Annotated in this window: 15 protein-coding genes; 12 read left to right on the top strand and 3 right to left on the bottom strand. The window is 71.9% G+C overall.

Annotation, left to right across the window (positions count from 1 at the left end):
- Nucleotides 1–2: 2 nt before the first annotated feature.
- Nucleotides 3–659, bottom strand: a complete 657-nt coding sequence (locus ACWD11_RS12625) for a potassium channel family protein (protein ID WP_389419261.1) — start codon at nt 657–659, stop codon at nt 3–5.
- Nucleotides 660–726: 67 nt separating this feature from the next.
- On the opposite strand from ACWD11_RS12625, the gene ACWD11_RS12620 reads away from it, so the two are divergent.
- Nucleotides 727–1,287, top strand: a complete 561-nt coding sequence (locus ACWD11_RS12620; RefSeq protein ID WP_451282855.1) for an HIT family protein — start codon at nt 727–729, stop codon at nt 1,285–1,287.
- Nucleotides 1,288–1,329: 42 nt separating this feature from the next.
- Here the strand turns inward: ACWD11_RS12620 and ACWD11_RS12615 are convergent, their stop codons facing one another.
- Both ACWD11_RS12615 and ACWD11_RS12610 read right to left on the bottom strand, forming a co-directional pair.
- Nucleotides 1,330–2,985 (bottom strand): hypothetical protein, encoded by a 1,656-nt coding sequence (locus tag ACWD11_RS12615; RefSeq protein ID WP_451282853.1) that lies wholly within the window; start codon nt 2,983–2,985, stop codon nt 1,330–1,332.
- A 209-nt stretch (nt 2,986–3,194) separates the two neighbouring features.
- The gene (locus tag ACWD11_RS12610) at nt 3,195–5,393 is read right to left on the bottom strand and encodes an elongation factor G-like protein EF-G2 (protein ID WP_389419258.1); all 2,199 of its coding nucleotides are present in this window, start codon (nt 5,391–5,393) and stop codon (nt 3,195–3,197) included.
- A 219-nt stretch (nt 5,394–5,612) separates the two neighbouring features.
- Here ACWD11_RS12610 and pgsA point away from each other — a divergent pair, with 219 nt between their 5' ends.
- The 11 genes from pgsA (at nt 5,613) to yajC (ending at nt 15,541) form a co-directional block, all read left to right on the top strand.
- Nucleotides 5,613–6,362 carry a phosphatidylinositol phosphate synthase gene (pgsA, locus tag ACWD11_RS12605; protein ID WP_389419523.1) on the top strand — a complete coding sequence of 250 codons (750 nt, stop codon included), beginning with the start codon at nt 5,613–5,615 and terminating at the stop codon, nt 6,360–6,362.
- Nucleotides 6,359–7,267: a phosphatidylinositol mannoside acyltransferase gene (locus tag ACWD11_RS12600; protein WP_389419257.1), complete on the top strand. Its 909-nt coding sequence runs from the start codon at nt 6,359–6,361 to the stop codon at nt 7,265–7,267. The genes pgsA and ACWD11_RS12600 overlap by 4 nt, the downstream gene beginning before the upstream one ends.
- Complete coding sequence (locus ACWD11_RS12595) at nt 7,264–8,436, top strand: glycosyltransferase family 4 protein (RefSeq protein WP_451282851.1); 1,173 nt, start codon at nt 7,264–7,266, stop codon at nt 8,434–8,436. The genes ACWD11_RS12600 and ACWD11_RS12595 overlap by 4 nt, the downstream gene beginning before the upstream one ends.
- Nucleotides 8,437–9,552: 1,116 nt before the next feature.
- Nucleotides 9,553–10,095, top strand: a complete 543-nt coding sequence (locus ACWD11_RS12590) for a LemA family protein (RefSeq protein ID WP_389419255.1) — start codon at nt 9,553–9,555, stop codon at nt 10,093–10,095.
- A 115-nt stretch (nt 10,096–10,210) separates the two neighbouring features.
- A complete protein-coding gene (pdxS, locus tag ACWD11_RS12585; RefSeq protein WP_389419253.1) occupies nt 10,211–11,116 on the top strand; it encodes a pyridoxal 5'-phosphate synthase lyase subunit PdxS in 906 nt (301 codons plus the stop codon).
- Nucleotides 11,116–11,721: a pyridoxal 5'-phosphate synthase glutaminase subunit PdxT gene (gene pdxT / locus ACWD11_RS12580; RefSeq protein WP_389419252.1), complete on the top strand. Its 606-nt coding sequence runs from the start codon at nt 11,116–11,118 to the stop codon at nt 11,719–11,721. Before pdxS ends, pdxT begins: the two co-directional genes overlap by 1 nt.
- A 48-nt stretch (nt 11,722–11,769) precedes the next feature.
- The gene (locus ACWD11_RS12575; RefSeq protein WP_389419251.1) at nt 11,770–12,522 is read left to right on the top strand and encodes a YebC/PmpR family DNA-binding transcriptional regulator; all 753 of its coding nucleotides are present in this window, start codon (nt 11,770–11,772) and stop codon (nt 12,520–12,522) included.
- A 117-nt stretch (nt 12,523–12,639) separates the two neighbouring features.
- The gene (gene ruvC, locus ACWD11_RS12570; protein ID WP_451282848.1) at nt 12,640–13,170 is read left to right on the top strand and encodes a crossover junction endodeoxyribonuclease RuvC; all 531 of its coding nucleotides are present in this window, start codon (nt 12,640–12,642) and stop codon (nt 13,168–13,170) included.
- Entirely contained in the window at nt 13,167–13,772 is a 606-nt protein-coding gene (gene ruvA / locus ACWD11_RS12565; RefSeq protein ID WP_351980922.1) for a Holliday junction branch migration protein RuvA, read from the top strand. Before ruvC ends, ruvA begins: the two co-directional genes overlap by 4 nt.
- 21 nt (nt 13,773–13,793) lie before the next feature.
- On the top strand, nt 13,794–14,864 hold the full coding sequence (gene ruvB / locus ACWD11_RS12560) for a Holliday junction branch migration DNA helicase RuvB (RefSeq protein ID WP_389419248.1): 1,071 nt from the start codon (nt 13,794–13,796) through the stop codon (nt 14,862–14,864).
- Nucleotides 14,865–15,049: 185 nt separating this feature from the next.
- Complete coding sequence (yajC, locus tag ACWD11_RS12555; RefSeq protein ID WP_389419247.1) at nt 15,050–15,541, top strand: preprotein translocase subunit YajC; 492 nt, start codon at nt 15,050–15,052, stop codon at nt 15,539–15,541.
- Nucleotides 15,542–15,599 lie beyond the last annotated feature (58 nt).

The following is a 15,599-nucleotide window of genomic DNA, read 5'->3' as shown; positions in this document are numbered from 1 at the left end:
GTTCAGCTCCCCGGGGGCCTTTCGTCGTCCTCCCGGGAGAACACCTGGATCAGCCACGACGAGAACGAGCCGGTGACCGCGCCGAGCAGGGCCAGGCCGCCCGCCATCATGCCGACGGCGATCAGCCGGCCCCAGAAGGTGACGGGGGTGACGTCGCCGTAGCCCACCGTGGTGAGCGTGGCGCAGGTCCACCAGACGGCGTCCCCGAAGGTGTGCATGGAGGTGCCGGGCGCCCCGCGCTCCTGCTGGTACACCGCCAGGGCGCCCGCGAAGCCGAGCAGCACGGCCGACACCCCCGCGTAGGTGATCACGCGCGCGTACAGCGACAGCCGGGGCTGCCCGTGCCGGCGCTGGACCGCCTCGTACAGCCGGACGATGCGCAGCGGGCGCAGCAGCGGCAGCAGCACCACCAGCGCGTCCAGCCAGTTCGTCCGTACGAAACGCAGCCCCTGGCCGCCGAGGCGCCAGCGGACCGCGTAGTCCACGACGAACAGCGCCCAGGCGCCCAGCATCACCGCCAGGGTCACATCCGGTCCCAACCCGGTCGGACCGGTGGCCAGGACGCGGACCGCGTAGGCGATGAGGAAGGCGACGGACGCCACAGCGAGCGGCACCTCGGTGCGCTGCTCCCAGCGGCCCCGACGGTCGTCTTCGTACACGGGCCCAGCTTCGCCCGAGCCGCCGTCCCGCGAGCCCCGGCGACACGGCTCGAACGGGCGACGCCATATGCTGCATGGCATGACGAGTGAGCCGGAGCAGCAGTGGGGAGTGGGGACGCAGGACGCGTTCCAGCGTCTGTGGACACCCCATCGGATGGCCTACATCCAGGGCGAGAACAAGCCGACCGGCCCCGGGGCCGACGACGGCTGTCCCTTCTGTTCGATTCCGGCCAAATCCGACGAGGACGGTCTCGTCGTCCGGCGCGGTGAGCAGGTGTACGCGGTGCTGAATCTGTACCCGTACAACGGCGGCCATCTGATGGTCGTGCCCTACCGCCATGTCGCGGACTACACCGATCTCACCGACCCGGAGACCATCGAGCTGGCGGCTCTGACCAAGCAGGCGATGACGGCTCTGCGCACCGCGTCCGGGGCGCACGGCTTCAACATCGGCATGAACCAGGGCACGGTCGCCGGTGCCGGGATCGCGGCCCATCTGCACCAGCACGTCGTGCCGCGCTGGGGCGGCGACACGAACTTCATGCCGGTGGTGGGGCACACCAAGGTGCTGCCGCAGTTGCTGGCGGACACCAGGAAGATGCTGGCGGAGGCCTGGCCGGCCGTATGACGTGGGGACGGGCGCCGTCCGCCGGACCGGCGCCCGCCGCCGTCACGCGTCGTACACGTCCGCCTTCCGGGGCGCCGGGTCCTGCACCGCCGTACTGAGGAACGCGGACCGTGCCCCGAACTTCTCGGTGTTCACGCCGTTCTCCTCCAGCACCTTGATCGCCGCCGCGTGCACCACCCGCAGCACCGGAGTGGCCGCCCGCAGGGCGTCGTCGGCCATGAAGCGGTGCCGCCACGGCTTGTCGGCCCAGGCGTGCCGCAGGCCGAACGGCTCCGGCAGGCTCAGGCTGCCGCCGAGCCAGTTCAGCAGCGGCGGGTACCAGCCGAGCGGGGCGCGGGCGGCGAGGCGTACCACCTCGTCGGCGTTGACCAGCGGCAGCTTGATCGTCCGGGTCTCCCAGGGCTTGAGGGACTTGCTGACCTCCCTGGTGGGGGCCTCGGACTTCGAGGTGAACAGCGGGTGCACCGGGCCGAGCGCGTGGCCGGTGACCTCGATGCGCAGGGTCTCGTGCAGCACGGTGACCGTGATCAGCATGGTGATGACCAGCTGTCCGTCCCACAGGGTCCACTGCACGCCCAGGTAGTGCCGGTCGCCCGCGCCGAACTGCTGCTTGTTGCAGATCTCCTGTATCGCGTGCTGCTTGACCTGGTAGGCCTCGACGTCGGTGCCGCCGGGCCGGGCCACCGCCTTGGCGTTCTCGCCGATCGGCGTGACGACCCAGTGCCGTATGGACGGGGTCGGGAAGCCGCCGGTGTTCAGCGGGCCGCGTGCCAGCATCTTCAGCTGGTCGTGGATGGACCGTATGACGTCCCAGCTGCGGAAGGGGTGGATCTCGCGGGTGGGGTCGGCGGAGACGAGATCCTCGGCGAGCTGCCAGCTGCCCCAGCGGGTGCCCATGCCGAGGATGCCCTTGGGGCCGGCGTAGAACACGGAGTTGGACTGCTGTTCGGCGCTGAGCTTGGCCAGGGACTGGCGGAGCTGCTCGGCCGCGTTCTCGCCGGGGCTGCTGGGGACGGCCTCGGGGACCTTGGCGCCGACGCTGCTGCCGGCCAGCAGGCCGTCCCAGCGCTCGCGCAGGTCCGCGGCCGTGCGCTCGCAGATCTGCTTGGCCAGGTACCAGCCGATGACGGGCAGGACGAGCGAGGCGCGCGCATACCAGGCCCAGAAGCCGGTGAACGGCATCTTGACCAGGAAGAGCACGGCGAGGGCGCCGACGGCGACGAGCAGCATGGTGGCGAGCGCGCCGACCCGCCGGTCCTCGCGCCTGGTCATGCTGGTGCGCAGCTGGAAGACGAGCAGCCAGGCGAGCAGTCCGGGCAGGAAGAGGACGCCGCACAGGACCATCACGACGGTCAGGCGGTTGTCGCGATCCTTGCGGATGTTGTTGGCCGCCAGGCAGTGCTCGACGACGACCTGCGGCTCGGCGCCGAAGGACTGGATGAGGGGCTTGCGGCCGGGGCCGATCATGCGGTCGACGACCGCGCGGGAGAAGGCCTCGCCGAGGTTCGGCCGGAACAGCTTGATCTTGCCCGCCTTGACGGCGGACTGGTGCCATTCGCTGTTGGCGTCCAGGATCTGCTCGACGCCGGTGTCGCGGTAGGCCGCCGAGGCCAGCGCGAACGTCGCCGTCTGTCCCTCGTCGCCCGTGCGCGGCACCTGGGGACCGAAGATGTCCCCGTAGCCGCTGTCAACGGTCATTCCCGCCCCCGATCGCCGCCACTGTCGTTCTGCGGCCTTCCCGACTTCCCTGCCCCGCACACCTGTTGATCAGGTCATCAGGGTATCCGCAGCCACCGGCAGTTCGTCGGCGGACGGCCGAAGCCGCCCGCCGGCGCGGAGGGGAGCGCTGCACAAAGGCCTTCCGGGCGGGACCCGTTCGGCCCCGCCCGGCTGGTGCCCGGTACCAACTACGCGGATTCCCGGGTCTGTTCGCGGACCCTCTCAGCGGCCTGCGGCGGCATCGGCTCGTGCCGCGCGTAGCAGCGGTTGAAGCGGGCGGTGCCGTGCGAGAGGGAGCGCAGGTCGACGGCGTACCGGCCGATCTCGATCTCCGGCACCTCGGCGCGGACCAGGGTGCGGTTGCCCGTGGTCTGCTCGGTGCCGAGCACCCGGCCGCGCCGCCCGGACAGGTCGCTCATCACGGCGCCCACGTACTCGTCGCCGACCAGCACACTCACCTCGGCGACCGGCTCCAGGAGGTGGATCCTCGCGTCGGCCGCGGCCTCCCGCAGGGCCAGCGCGCCGGCCGTCTGGAAGGCGGCGTCGGAGGAGTCCACCGAGTGCGCCTTGCCGTCGGTGAGGGTGACCCGGACGTCGATGAGCGGATGGCCGGCCGCGACTCCCTTGGCGGCCTGGGCGCGTACGCCCTTCTCGACGGAGGGGATGAACTGCCGCGGCACGGCTCCGCCGACCACCTTGTCCACGAACTCGATGCCCGAGCCGCCGGGCAGCGGCTCGACCTCGATCTCGCAGATGGCGTACTGCCCGTGCCCGCCGGACTGCTTCACATGCCGCCCGCGCCCGGCCGACTTGGCGGCGAACGTCTCCCGCAGGGAGACCCGGTGCGGTACGACGTCGACCTGGACGCCGTAGCGGTTGCGCAGCCGCTCCAGGGCCACGTCGGCGTGGGCCTCGCCGAGGCACCACAGGACCACCTGGTGGGTGTCCTGGTTCTGCTCCAGACGCATGGTGGGGTCCTCGGCGACCAGCCGGGACAGCCCCTGGGAGAGCTTGTCCTCGTCGGCCTTGCTGTGCGCCTGGATGGCCAGCGGCAGCAGCGGGTCGGGCATCTCCCACGGTTCCATCAGCAACGGGTCGTCCTTGGCGGAGAGGGTGTCGCCGGTCTCCGCGCGATTCAGTTTCGCCACGCAGGCGAGGTCGCCGGCGATGCAGTGGGTCAGGGCCCGCTGCTGCTTGCCGAACGGCCGGGACAGCGCGCCGATCCGTTCGTCGACGTCGTGATCCTCGTGCCCGCGGTCGGCGAGGCCGTGCCCCGAGACATGGACCGTCTGGTCGGGGCGCAGGGTGCCGGAGAAGACGCGGACGAGCGAGACCCGGCCGACGTAGGGGTCCGACGCCGTCTTGACCACCTCCGCGACCAGCGGCCCGTCCGGATCGCACAGCTTCAGCTCGCGCGGCTTGCCGTCGATCGTGGTGACCCGGGGCGCCTCGCGCTCCAGCGGGGTCGGGAAGCCGCCGGTGACCAGCTCCAGCAGCTCGATGGTGCCGAGGCCCTGCCGGGCGCCCTCGGCCGCGGGGGCGGCGGCCAGGACGGGGAAGAAGACCCCGCGCGCGACGGCCCGCTCCAGGTCCTGGATGAGTGTCTTGACGTCGACCTGCTCGCCGCCGAGATAGCGGTCCATGAGGGTCTCGTCCTCGCTCTCGGCGATGATCCCCTCGATGAGCCGGTTGCGGGCCTCCTCGATCCGCGGCAGCAGGTCCTCTCCGGGTTCGGACTCCTTGCGCTCCCCGGAGGAGTAGTCGAACAGCTTCCGCGACAGCAGCCCGATCAGGCCGGTCACCGGCGCGTGCCCGTCCGGTGCCGGCGGGCCGTGCAGCGGCAGGTAGAGCGGGAGCACGGCGTCGGGGTCGTCGGCGCCGAAGGCGTCCGCGCAGATCCGCGTCATCTCCTCGTAGTCCGCGCGCGCGGACTCCAGGTGCGTGATCACGATGGCGCGCGGCATGCCGACCGCCGCGCACTCCTCCCACACCATGCGGGTCGAGCCGTCCACGCCGTCGGAGGCCGAGACGACGAAGAGGGCCGCGTCCGCCGCTCGCAGACCGGCCCTGAGTTCCCCGACGAAGTCGGCGTATCCGGGGGTGTCCAGAAGGTTGACCTTGATGCCGTCCCATTCGACGGGCACCAGGGAGAGCTGTACCGACCGTTGCTGGCGGTGCTCGATGTCGTCGTAGTCGGAAACGGTGCCGCCGTCCTCCACGCGGCCCGCCCGGTTCACTGCCCCCGCGGTGAGCGCGAGGGCTTCCACCAACGTCGTCTTGCCCGATCCGGAGTGGCCGACCAGCACCACATTCCGTACGGACGCGGGGTGGTCGGCCGCTGTTGCCCTGCCGGCGGCTCCGGGGTGTGCGTTCGCCTTGTCGCCCATGGCCTTGCCTCCCGTGCACGGTGAGGTCTTCTGTGGGCGCGGACGTGCGACTCCGCGTTCGGTGGCGGCTCCGGTGACGCCCGCGGTTCTTCGAGCTTTCCACTCCCGTCACGGTGCGTCCATACGGCGGACGCGATCGCGCCCGCCGCTCCCGCCCGCCCCTCCTGCCCGTCCCGTGAACCGGCGCCCGGCCGCCGCGGCCACGCGCGCGTGGCTACGATGGGCCAGCCGGTGGCCAGCAGGGGCCGCGCGGCCACACCGAACCTCGGGAAGGCCATGCTGAACAAGTACGCGCGTGCATTCTTCACGCGTGTCCTCACACCGTTCGCCGCGTTTCTGATCCGGCGGGGCGTCAGCCCTGACACGGTCACGCTGATCGGCACCGCCGGCGTGATGGCGGGCGCGCTGGTGTTCTACCCGCAGGGCGAGTTCTTCTGGGGCACGGTCGTGATCACGCTCTTCGTGTTCTCCGACCTCGTCGACGGCAACATGGCCCGCCAGCTGGGCCGCTCCAGCCGCTGGGGCGCCTTCCTGGACTCCACGCTCGACCGGGTCGCCGACGGCGCGGTCTTCGGCGGCTTCGCGCTCTGGTACGCCGGGGGCGGCGACGACCTCGTCCTGTGCGCGGTCTCCATCTTCTGCCTGGCGAGCGGCCAGGTGGTGTCGTACACCAAGGCCCGGGGCGAGTCGATCGGGCTGCCGGTCGCCGTGAACGGTCTCATCGAGCGGGCCGAGCGGCTGGTGATCTCCCTGGTCGCGGCCGGACTCGCGGGCCTGCACGCCTTCGGGGTGCCCGGCATCCAGTACCTGCTGCCCGTCGCGCTGTGGATCGTCGCCGTGGGCAGCCTGATCACGCTGATCCAGCGGGTCGTCACCGTCCGCCGGGAATCCGCCGAGGCGGACCAGGCGGACGCGGCCGGGAGCACCGGGCAGGGGAGCACCGCGCGGGGGAGCGAGGCCGCGAAATGAGCGCCCGGGAGCGGCTGACGGACGCGCTGTACGGCCTGGGCTGGAGCACCGTGAAGAAGCTGCCCGAGCCGGTCGCGGTACGGCTCGGTCAGGCGATCGCGGACGCCGCGTGGAAGCGGCGCGGCCAGGGCGTGCTGCGGCTGGAGAGCAACTACGCGCGCGTGGTGCCCGACGCGAGCCCCCAGCGCCTCGCCGAGCTCTCCCGCGCGGGCATGCGCTCGTACCTGCGCTACTGGATGGAGTCCTTCCGGCTCCCGGCCTGGAGCGCGGAACGCATCAGGACCGGGGTCGAGATCAAGGACCTGCACCGCCTGACCGAGGGCCTGGCGGCCGGCAAGGGCGTTGTCCTGGCGCTGCCGCACCTCGGCAACTGGGACCTGGCCGGCGCCTATGCGACCACCGCGATGAACACACCGTTCACGACGGTCGCCGAGCGGCTGAAGCCGGAGACCCTCTACGACCGGTTCGTCGCCTACCGCGAGGGCCTCGGCATGGAGGTGCTGCCGCACAGCGGCGGCTCCGCGTTCGGCACGCTGGCCCGGCGGCTGCGCGACGGCGGCCTGGTCTGCCTGGTCGCCGACCGGGATCTGTCCGCCTCCGGCGTCGAGGTCAAGTTCTTCGGCGAGACGGCCCGGATGCCGGCCGGACCGGCGCTGCTCGCCCAGCACACGGGCGCGCTGCTGCTTCCGGCGACGCTCTGGTACGACGGCCCGCGCATGATGCGGGGCCGGGTGCATCCCCCGGTCGAGGTGCCCGAGACAGGTACCCGGGCCGAGAAGACGTCTGTCATGACACAGGCGCTGGCCGACGCCTTCGCCACGGGGATCGCCGAGCATCCGGAGGACTGGCACATGCTGCAGCGCTTGTGGGTGGCCGATCTCGACTCCGCGAAGGGCTCGTCGTGAGGATCGGCATCGTCTGCCCGTATTCCTGGGACGTGCCGGGCGGCGTCCAGTTCCACATCCGGGACCTGGCCGAGTACTTCATCCGCCTCGGCCACGAGGTGTCCGTGCTCGCCCCCGCCGACGACGACACCCCGCTGCCGCCGTACGTGGTCTCGGCCGGCCGTGCCGTCCCGGTGCCGTACAACGGCTCGGTGGCCCGGCTGAACTTCGGTTTCCTGTCGGCCGCGCGGGTGCGGCGCTGGCTGCACGACGGCGCGTTCGACGTCGTGCACATCCATGAGCCGTCCTCGCCGTCCCTCGGGCTGCTGGCCTGCTGGGCCGCGCAGGGCCCGCTGGTCGCGACCTTCCACACCTCCAACCCGCGCTCCAAGGCCATGATCGCCGCGTACTCGATCCTCCAGGCCGCCCTGGAGAAGATCAGCGCGCGGATCGCGGTCAGCGAGTACGCCCGCCGCACGCTGGTGGAGCACCTGGGCGGGGACGCGGTCGTCATCCCCAACGGCGTCGACGTCGACTTCTTCGCCAAGGCCGAGGCCAAGCCGGAGTGGCAGGGTGACACGATCGGGTTCATCGGCCGGATCGACGAGCCGCGCAAGGGCCTGCCGGTGCTGATGAAGGCGCTGCCGCGGATCCTCGCCGCGCGGCCGCAGGCCAGGCTGCTGGTCGCCGGGCGCGGTGACGCGGAGGAGGCGGTGGAGAACCTGCCGCGGGAACTGCGCTCGCGCGTGGAGTTCCTCGGCATGGTCAGCGACGAGGACAAGGCACGCTTCCTGCGCAGTGTCGACCTGTACGTCGCCCCCAACACCGGCGGCGAGAGCTTCGGGATCATCCTGGTCGAGGCGATGTCGGCGGGGGCGCCGGTGCTCGCCTCGGACCTGGACGCCTTCGCCCAGGTACTGGACCAGGGAGCGGCGGGCGAACTGTTCGCCAACGAGAACGCCGACGCGCTCGCCGAGGCGGCGGTACGGCTGCTGGAGGACCCGGCCCGGCGCGCGGAACTGCGCGAGCGGGGCAGCGCCCATGTCCGGCGGTTCGACTGGTCGACGGTCGGCGCGGACATCCTGTCGGTGTACGAGACGGTGACCGACGGAACGACAGCGGTAGCCGCGGACGACCGCACGGACCGGTTCCCGGGGCTGCGGGCACGGCTGGGGTTGGCGCGGGACTGAGCCCGGGGCGCCGCTTGGCAGGGCCGGCCGTGTGTGGAAGCTGGGGCGGCGGTACGGGTATGCGTGCGTAGGTTCGTCGTGAGGCGCGCGTATGGGTGGCGCGGTCTCAGCGGGCGTGCATTGGCGCGGTTTCAGCGGGCGTGCAGAGGGGCGGGGGTGGCTCGGCACGCACAGGTGCTGCGGGGCTCGTCGGGTCGGTGCCCGCATCGTCGTGCGCAGGTCGGGGGCCAGCGGCAAGGCGCGTGCCCGGAGGCCGGAGGAGTGTTGCGGGCACCCTGGGCCGCGTGGCGGCACCCTGAGGGGTCGGGCTGGGGCATGCGGGCGTGCGACTCGGCGCCGTTCTTGGCGTCAGCGCGCGTGGTGCCGGCCGGGGGCGGCGTGGGGTGCCCGGCCTTTGGGCTCCGGTCCGTTTGTGCGGGGGCTTGCCGCGTGGGGGCGTGTGGTCCTGGCCGGGGGGGGGCGTGGGGTGCCTGGCCTTTGGGCTCCGGTCCGTTTGGGCTGGCCCTCGCCGCGTGAGCGCGTGTGGTCCTGGTCGGGGTGGCGTGGGATGCCCGGCTCTTGGGCCCTGGCCTGTTTGGGCGGGGGCTTGCCGCGTGGGGGCGTGTGGTTCTGGTCGGGGTGGCGTGGGGTGCCCGGCTCTTGGGCCCTGGCCTGTTTGGGCGGGGGCTTGCCGCGTGGGGGCGTGTGGTTCTGGTCGGGGGGGGCGTGGGGTGCCCGGCCTTTGGGCTCCGGTCCGTTTGGGCGGGGGCTTGCCGCGTGGGGGCGTGTGGTCCTGGCCGGGGGGGGGGCGTGGGGTGCCTGGCCTTTGGGCTCCGGTCCGTTTGGGCGGGCCCTCGCCGCGTGAGCGCGTGTGGTCCTGGTCGGGGTGGCGTGGGATGCCCGGCTCTTGGGCCCTGGCCTGTTTGGGCGGGGCTTGCCGCGTGAGCGCGTGTGGTTCCGGCTGGGGCGGGACGTGGGGCGCTCGGCCCTTGGGCCTTGGCCCGTTTGGGCGGGCGCTCGCCGCGTAAGTGCGTGTGGTCCCGGCGGGGCGGCGTGGCACGCCTCGCCCTCGGGTCCGGCCCGCTTGCGCGTGGGTGCTCGTAGCGTGCCGGTGGGGTCTCGGTAACCTTGCCGCCCGTGACCGCAACCCTCATCTGGATCCTCGTCGCCCTCGTCGCGATCGGCCTGTATCTGAGCTGGACCGCGGGTCGTCTGGACCGGCTGCACGCCCGGATCGACGCGACCCGTGCCGCCCTGGACGCCCAGTTGCTCAGGCGGGCCTCGGTGACCCAGGAACTCGCCACCTCCGGAGTGCTCGACCCGGCCGCCTCGATCGTCCTCTACGAGGCAGCCCACGCCGCCCGGCAGGCCGAGGAGGAGCACCGGGAGGTCGCCGAGAGCGAACTCAGCCAGGCGCTGCGGGCCGTGTTCGCCGAGGCCCAGCAGGTCGAGGCGGTCCGCCAGGCGCCCGGGGGAGAGGAGGCCGCCCGCGAACTGACCGAGGCGGTGCGCAGGGTGCCGATGGCCCGCCGCTTCCACAACGACGCGGTACGCGCCGCCCGCTCGCTGCGCAGGCACTACAAGGTCCGCTGGTTCCGGCTGGCCGGCCACGCGCCGTTCCCGCTGGCCTTCGAGATGGACGACGAGCCCCCGTCGGCGCTAACGGACCGGTCCGCCTAGGCCGCCGCACCCGAAAAGGATCCACCGCCTGACCATTGGCCCTTGCTGTGGCCTGGCCCATTCGCGTTTCCTCGGTGCAGTAGCAACCCTCTTTTCACATATGTGAGGTCAACCCGTGTCCAGCACCGAGAACCAGGCTCCCGCAACCGGCACCGCCCGCGTGAAGCGCGGCATGGCCGAGCAGCTCAAGGGCGGCGTGATCATGGACGTCGTCACGCCGGAGCAGGCGAAGATCGCCGAGGACGCGGGCGCCGTCGCCGTCATGGCCCTGGAGCGGGTCCCGGCCGACATCCGCAAGGACGGCGGCGTGGCCCGTATGTCCGACCCGGACATGATCGAAGGCATCATCGAAGCGGTCTCCATCCCGGTGATGGCCAAGTCCCGCATCGGCCACTTCGTCGAGGCCCAGGTCCTGCAGTCCCTCGGCGTGGACTACATCGACGAGTCCGAGGTCCTCACCCCGGCCGACGAGGTCAACCACTCCGACAAGTGGGCGTTCACCACCCCCTTCGTCTGCGGTGCCACCAACCTGGGCGAGGCCCTGCGCCGCATCGCCGAGGGCGCGGCCATGATCCGCTCCAAGGGCGAGGCCGGCACCGGCAACGTCGTCGAGGCCGTCCGCCACCTGCGCCAGATCAAGAACGAGATCGCCAAGCTGCGCGGCTTCGACAACAACGAGCTGTACGCCGCCGCCAAGGAGCTGCGCGCCCCGTACGAGCTGGTCAAGGAGGTCAGCGAGCTCGGCAAGCTGCCGGTCGTGCTGTTCTCCGCCGGCGGCGTCGCCACCCCGGCCGACGCCGCGCTGATGCGCCAGCTCGGCGCCGAGGGAGTCTTCGTCGGCTCCGGCATCTTCAAGTCGGGCGACCCCGCCAAGCGCGCCGCCGCCATCGTGAAGGCCACCACCTTCTACGACGACCCGAAGATCATCGCGGACGCCTCCCGCAACCTCGGCGAGGCCATGGTCGGCATCAACTGCGACACCCTCCCCGAGGCCGAGCGCTACGCGAACCGGGGCTGGTGATGACCGCTCCCGTGGTCGGAGTGCTCGCACTCCAGGGCGACGTACGGGAGCACCTCATCGCCCTGGCCGCGGCCGACGCCGTGGCCAGGCCGGTGCGGCGCCCCGAAGAGCTCGACGACATCGACGGCCTGGTCATCCCCGGCGGCGAGTCCACCACCATCTCCAAGCTCGCCGTCCTGTTCGGCGTCATGGAGCCGCTGCGCGCACGCGTGCGTGCCGGACTGCCCGTCTACGGCACCTGCGCCGGCATGATCATGCTCGCCGACAAGATCCTCGACCCGCGCTCGGGCCAGGAGACCGTCGGCGGCATCGACATGATCGTGCGCCGCAACGCCTTCGGACGCCAGAACGAGTCCTTCGAGGCGGCCCTCGACGTGACGGGCATCCCGGGCGATCCTGTGGAGGGCGTCTTCATCCGCGCCCCCTGGGTGGAATCCGTCGGCGCCCAGGCCGAGGTGCTCGCCGAGCACGACGGCCACATCGTCGCGGTCCGCCAGGGCAACGCGCTCGCCACGTCGTTCCACCCCGAACTGACCGGTGACCACCGCGTGCACGGGCTCTTCGTCGAGATGGTGCGCGCCACCCGGGCGGCCGAGTCCTTGTAGGATCTCTGGCGTTCGTTCATAGACGGGTTACGCGAAGGAGACAGGCAGATGTCCGGCCACTCTAAATGGGCCACGACGAAGCACAAGAAGGCCGTGATCGATGCCAAGCGCGGCAAGCTCTTCGCGAAGCTGATCAAGAACATCGAGGTCGCGGCGCGCATGGGCGGCGTCGACCTCGACGGCAACCCGACGCTCTATGACGCCGTCCAGAAGGCCAAGAAGAGTTCGGTCCCGAACAAGAACATCGACTCCGCGATCAAGCGCGGTGGCGGTCTCGAGGCCGGCGGCGCCGACTACGAGACGATCATGTACGAGGGCTACGGCCCCAACGGTGTCGCGGTGCTCATCGAGTGCCTCACCGACAACCGCAACCGCGCCGCCTCCGACGTCCGCGTCGCCATGACCCGCAACGGCGGCAACATGGCCGACCCGGGCTCGGTGTCGTACCTCTTCCACCGTAAGGGCGTCGTGATCGTCCCCAAGGGCGAGCTGACCGAGGACGACGTCCTCGGCGCCGTCCTGGACGCCGGCGCCGAGGAGGTCAACGACCTCGGTGAGTCCTTCGAGGTGCTCAGTGAGGCCACCGACCTGGTCGCGGTGCGCACCGCCCTCCAGGAAGCCGGCATCGACTACGACTCCGCCGAGGCCAACTTCGTCCCGACCATGCAGGTCGAGCTCGACGAGGAGGGCGCGAAGAAGATCTTCAAGCTGATCGACGCGCTCGAGGACAGCGACGACGTGCAGAACGTCTTCGCCAACTTCGACGTCAGCGACGAGATCATGGAGAAGGTCGACGCGTAACCCTGCCGCGGACCGAGCGGATACCGGCGGGCCGGTGGGACACACCCACCGGCCCGCCGCCGTTGTCAGTGCCGGCGGATAGCCTGCACAAACAGGCGATCGAAGGAGGGGCGCTCAGTGCGCGTACTGGGGGTGGACCCGGGCCTGACGCGGTGCGGGGTCGGCGTGGTCGAGGGAGTCGCGGGCCGGCCGCTCACCATGCTCGGCGTCGGGGTCGTGCGTACGCCCGCGGACGCCGAGCTGGGGCAGCGCCTCGTCGCCGTCGAGCAGGGCATCGAGCAGTGGCTCGACGAGCACCGGCCCGAATGCGTCGCCGTGGAGCGGGTGTTCAGCCAGCACAACGTCCGCACCGTGATGGGCACCGCCCAGGCCAGCGCCGTCGCCATGCTGTGTGCCGCCCGCCGTGGCATCCCGGTCGCCCTGCACACCCCCAGCGAGGTCAAGGCGGCCGTCACCGGCAGCGGCCGCGCCGACAAAGCCCAGGTCGGCGCCATGGTCACCCGGCTGCTGCGGCTCAGCGCGCCGCCCAAGCCCGCGGACGCCGCCGACGCCCTCGCGCTCGCCATCTGCCACATCTGGCGCGCCCCCGCCCAGAACCGACTCCAGCAGGTCGTGGCCCTGCACGCATCGAAAGGCCGTACGACATGATCGCCTTCGTCAGCGGCCCGGTCGCCGCCCTCGCCCCCGACTCCGCGGTGGTCGAGGTGGGCGGGATCGGCATCGCGGTCCAGTGCACGCCGAACACGCTCTCCGGGCTCCGCATGGGCCAACAGACGAAACTCGCCACCTCCCTCGTGGTCCGCGAGGACTCGCTGACCCTGTACGGCTTCGTGGACGACGACGAGCGCCAGGTCTTCGAGCTGCTCCAGACCGCGAGCGGGGTCGGACCCCGCCTGGCGCAGGCCATGCTCGCCGTGCACGCGCCCGACGCCCTGCGCAGAGCCGTCGCGACCAGCGACGAGAAGGCACTCACCGCCGTCCCCGGCATCGGCAAGAAGGGCGCCCAGAAACTGCTGCTGGAGCTCAAGGACCGGCTCGGCGAGCCGATCGGCGCCCCCGCCGTCGGCGCACCGGTCACCCAGGGCTGGCGCGACCAGCTGCACGCGGCGCTGATCGGCCTCGGGTACGCGACCCGGGAGGCGGACGAGGCCGTGTCCGCGGTGGCGCCCCAGGCGGAGGCGGCCGAGGGCACGCCGCAAGTGGGGCAGCTGCTGAAGGCGGCCCTCCAGACGCTGAACCGCGCCCGCTAGCTCGTACCGAGGAGAACTGCCGTGAACTGGGACGACACGACCGACACCCCCGCCGAGGAGCGGCTCGTCGGCGCGTCCGCCGACCGGGACGACCAGGCCGTCGAGGCGGCGCTGCGCCCCAAGGACCTGGACGAGTTCATCGGCCAGGAGAAGGTCCGCGAACAGCTCGACCTGGTCCTGCGCGCCGCCCGCGCGCGGGGCGCCACCGCCGACCACGTCCTGCTCTCCGGCGCCCCCGGCCTCGGCAAGACCACCCTGTCGATGATCATCGCGGCCGAGATGGGCGCCCCGATCCGCATCACCTCCGGGCCCGCCATCCAGCACGCCGGCGACCTCGCGGCGATCCTCTCCTCCCTCCAGGAGGGCGAGGTCCTCTTCCTCGACGAGATCCACCGCATGTCCCGGCCCGCCGAGGAGATGCTGTACATGGCGATGGAGGACTTCCGCGTCGACGTGATCGTCGGCAAGGGCCCCGGCGCCACCGCCATCCCCCTGGAGCTGCCCCCCTTCACCCTGGTCGGCGCCACCACCCGCGCGGGACTGCTGCCGCCCCCGCTGCGCGACCGCTTCGGCTTCACCGCGCACATGGAGTTCTACGAGCCGCCCGAGCTGGAGCGCGTCATCCACCGCTCCGCCCACCTCCTCGACGTCGAGATCGACTCCGCCGGCGCCGCCGAGATCGCCGGCCGCTCCCGTGGCACGCCCCGCATCGCCAACCGGCTGCTGCGCCGGGTGCGCGACTATGCCCAGGTCAAGGCCGACGGCGTGATCACGAAGGACATCGCGGCCGCGGCCCTCGCGGTCTACGAGGTCGACGCCCGGGGCCTGGACCGGCTGGACCGGGGGGTGCTGGAGGCCCTGCTCAAGCTGTTCGGCGGCGGGCCGGTCGGCCTGTCCACCCTCGCCGTCGCGGTCGGCGAGGAGCGCGAGACGGTCGAGGAGGTCGCCGAGCCCTTCCTGGTCCGGGAGGGCCTGCTGGCCCGTACACCCCGGGGCCGGGTGGCCACGCCCGCCGCATGGGCGCATCTCGGCCTCACCCCGCCCCGCTCCGCGGCGGCCGGAAACGGACAAGGGGACCTGTTCGGGGCGTAGGACCCCGTGCCGGGGCTCGCCCGGCGCGGGCATTGGCCGGGTCAGGAACCTCGGTGCCATGCTGAGCGTTGTTCCTTGCACGCGGACTCGCTTAGACTCCGCCGATGCCGCCGTTGTCGGCGGCACATACACCCCCAACCATCAGGCCGCTCACCATCGCGGTCGTGTGAAGGAAGTTCCGACCCGTGAGTCTCGTGACCCTCCTCCCGTTCATCGTGCTCATCGGGGCCATGTTCCTGATGACCCGGTCGGCCAAGAAGAAGCAGCAGCAGGCCGCCGACATGCGGAACCAGATGCAGCCCGGTTCCGGCGTCCGCACCATCGGGGGCATGTATGCCACGGTCAAGGAGGTCAACGAGGACACCGTCCTCCTCGACGCCGGCCCGGGCGTGGACCTGCTCTTCGCGAAGAACGCCATCGGCGCCGTCCTCTCGGACGACGAGTACAACCGCATCGTCCACGGCGTCGAGCACGACCTGAAGGCCGACGCCGACATCGTTCCGGACGACGCCTCCTCCCTCACCGAGCCCGACGACGCTGCCGCCGCCTCCGACGAGAAGTCCGTCGACCTCGGGAAGAAGGACGCGGACGCGGAGCCCGCCGACGACGTCGCGGCCGCCGAGGCGAAGGCCGACAGCGAGCCGAAGAAGTCCGACGGCGAATCCGGCGCGAAGTAGCCGCTTCCCGGAGCGCGCGGGCGTGACCCGCGCGCCCCGGGCACGCGTGGCTCTCGAA

The sequence above is a fragment of the Streptomyces sp. NPDC002776 genome (assembly GCF_053592195.1).
Note: the sequence above shows the minus strand (reverse complement) of the source record. Positions and strands in the feature narration are given on the sequence as shown.

Excerpts from the sequence above, each read along its gene's own strand:
- ACWD11_RS12620 (WP_451282855.1), top strand. The coding sequence starts at position 727 with ATGCTGCATGGCATGACGAGTGAGCCGGAGCAGCAGTGGGGAGTGGGG.
- ACWD11_RS12615 (WP_451282853.1), bottom strand. The coding sequence starts at position 2,985 with ATGACCGTTGACAGCGGCTACGGGGACATCTTCGGTCCCCAGGTGCCG.
- ACWD11_RS12610 (WP_389419258.1), bottom strand. The coding sequence starts at position 5,393 with ATGGGCGACAAGGCGAACGCACACCCCGGAGCCGCCGGCAGGGCAACA.
- pgsA (WP_389419523.1), top strand. The coding sequence starts at position 5,613 with ATGGGCCAGCCGGTGGCCAGCAGGGGCCGCGCGGCCACACCGAACCTC.
- ACWD11_RS12600 (WP_389419257.1), top strand. The coding sequence starts at position 6,359 with ATGAGCGCCCGGGAGCGGCTGACGGACGCGCTGTACGGCCTGGGCTGG.
- pdxT (WP_389419252.1), top strand. The coding sequence starts at position 11,116 with ATGACCGCTCCCGTGGTCGGAGTGCTCGCACTCCAGGGCGACGTACGG.
- ACWD11_RS12575 (WP_389419251.1), top strand. The coding sequence starts at position 11,770 with ATGTCCGGCCACTCTAAATGGGCCACGACGAAGCACAAGAAGGCCGTG.
- ruvA (WP_351980922.1), top strand. The coding sequence starts at position 13,167 with ATGATCGCCTTCGTCAGCGGCCCGGTCGCCGCCCTCGCCCCCGACTCC.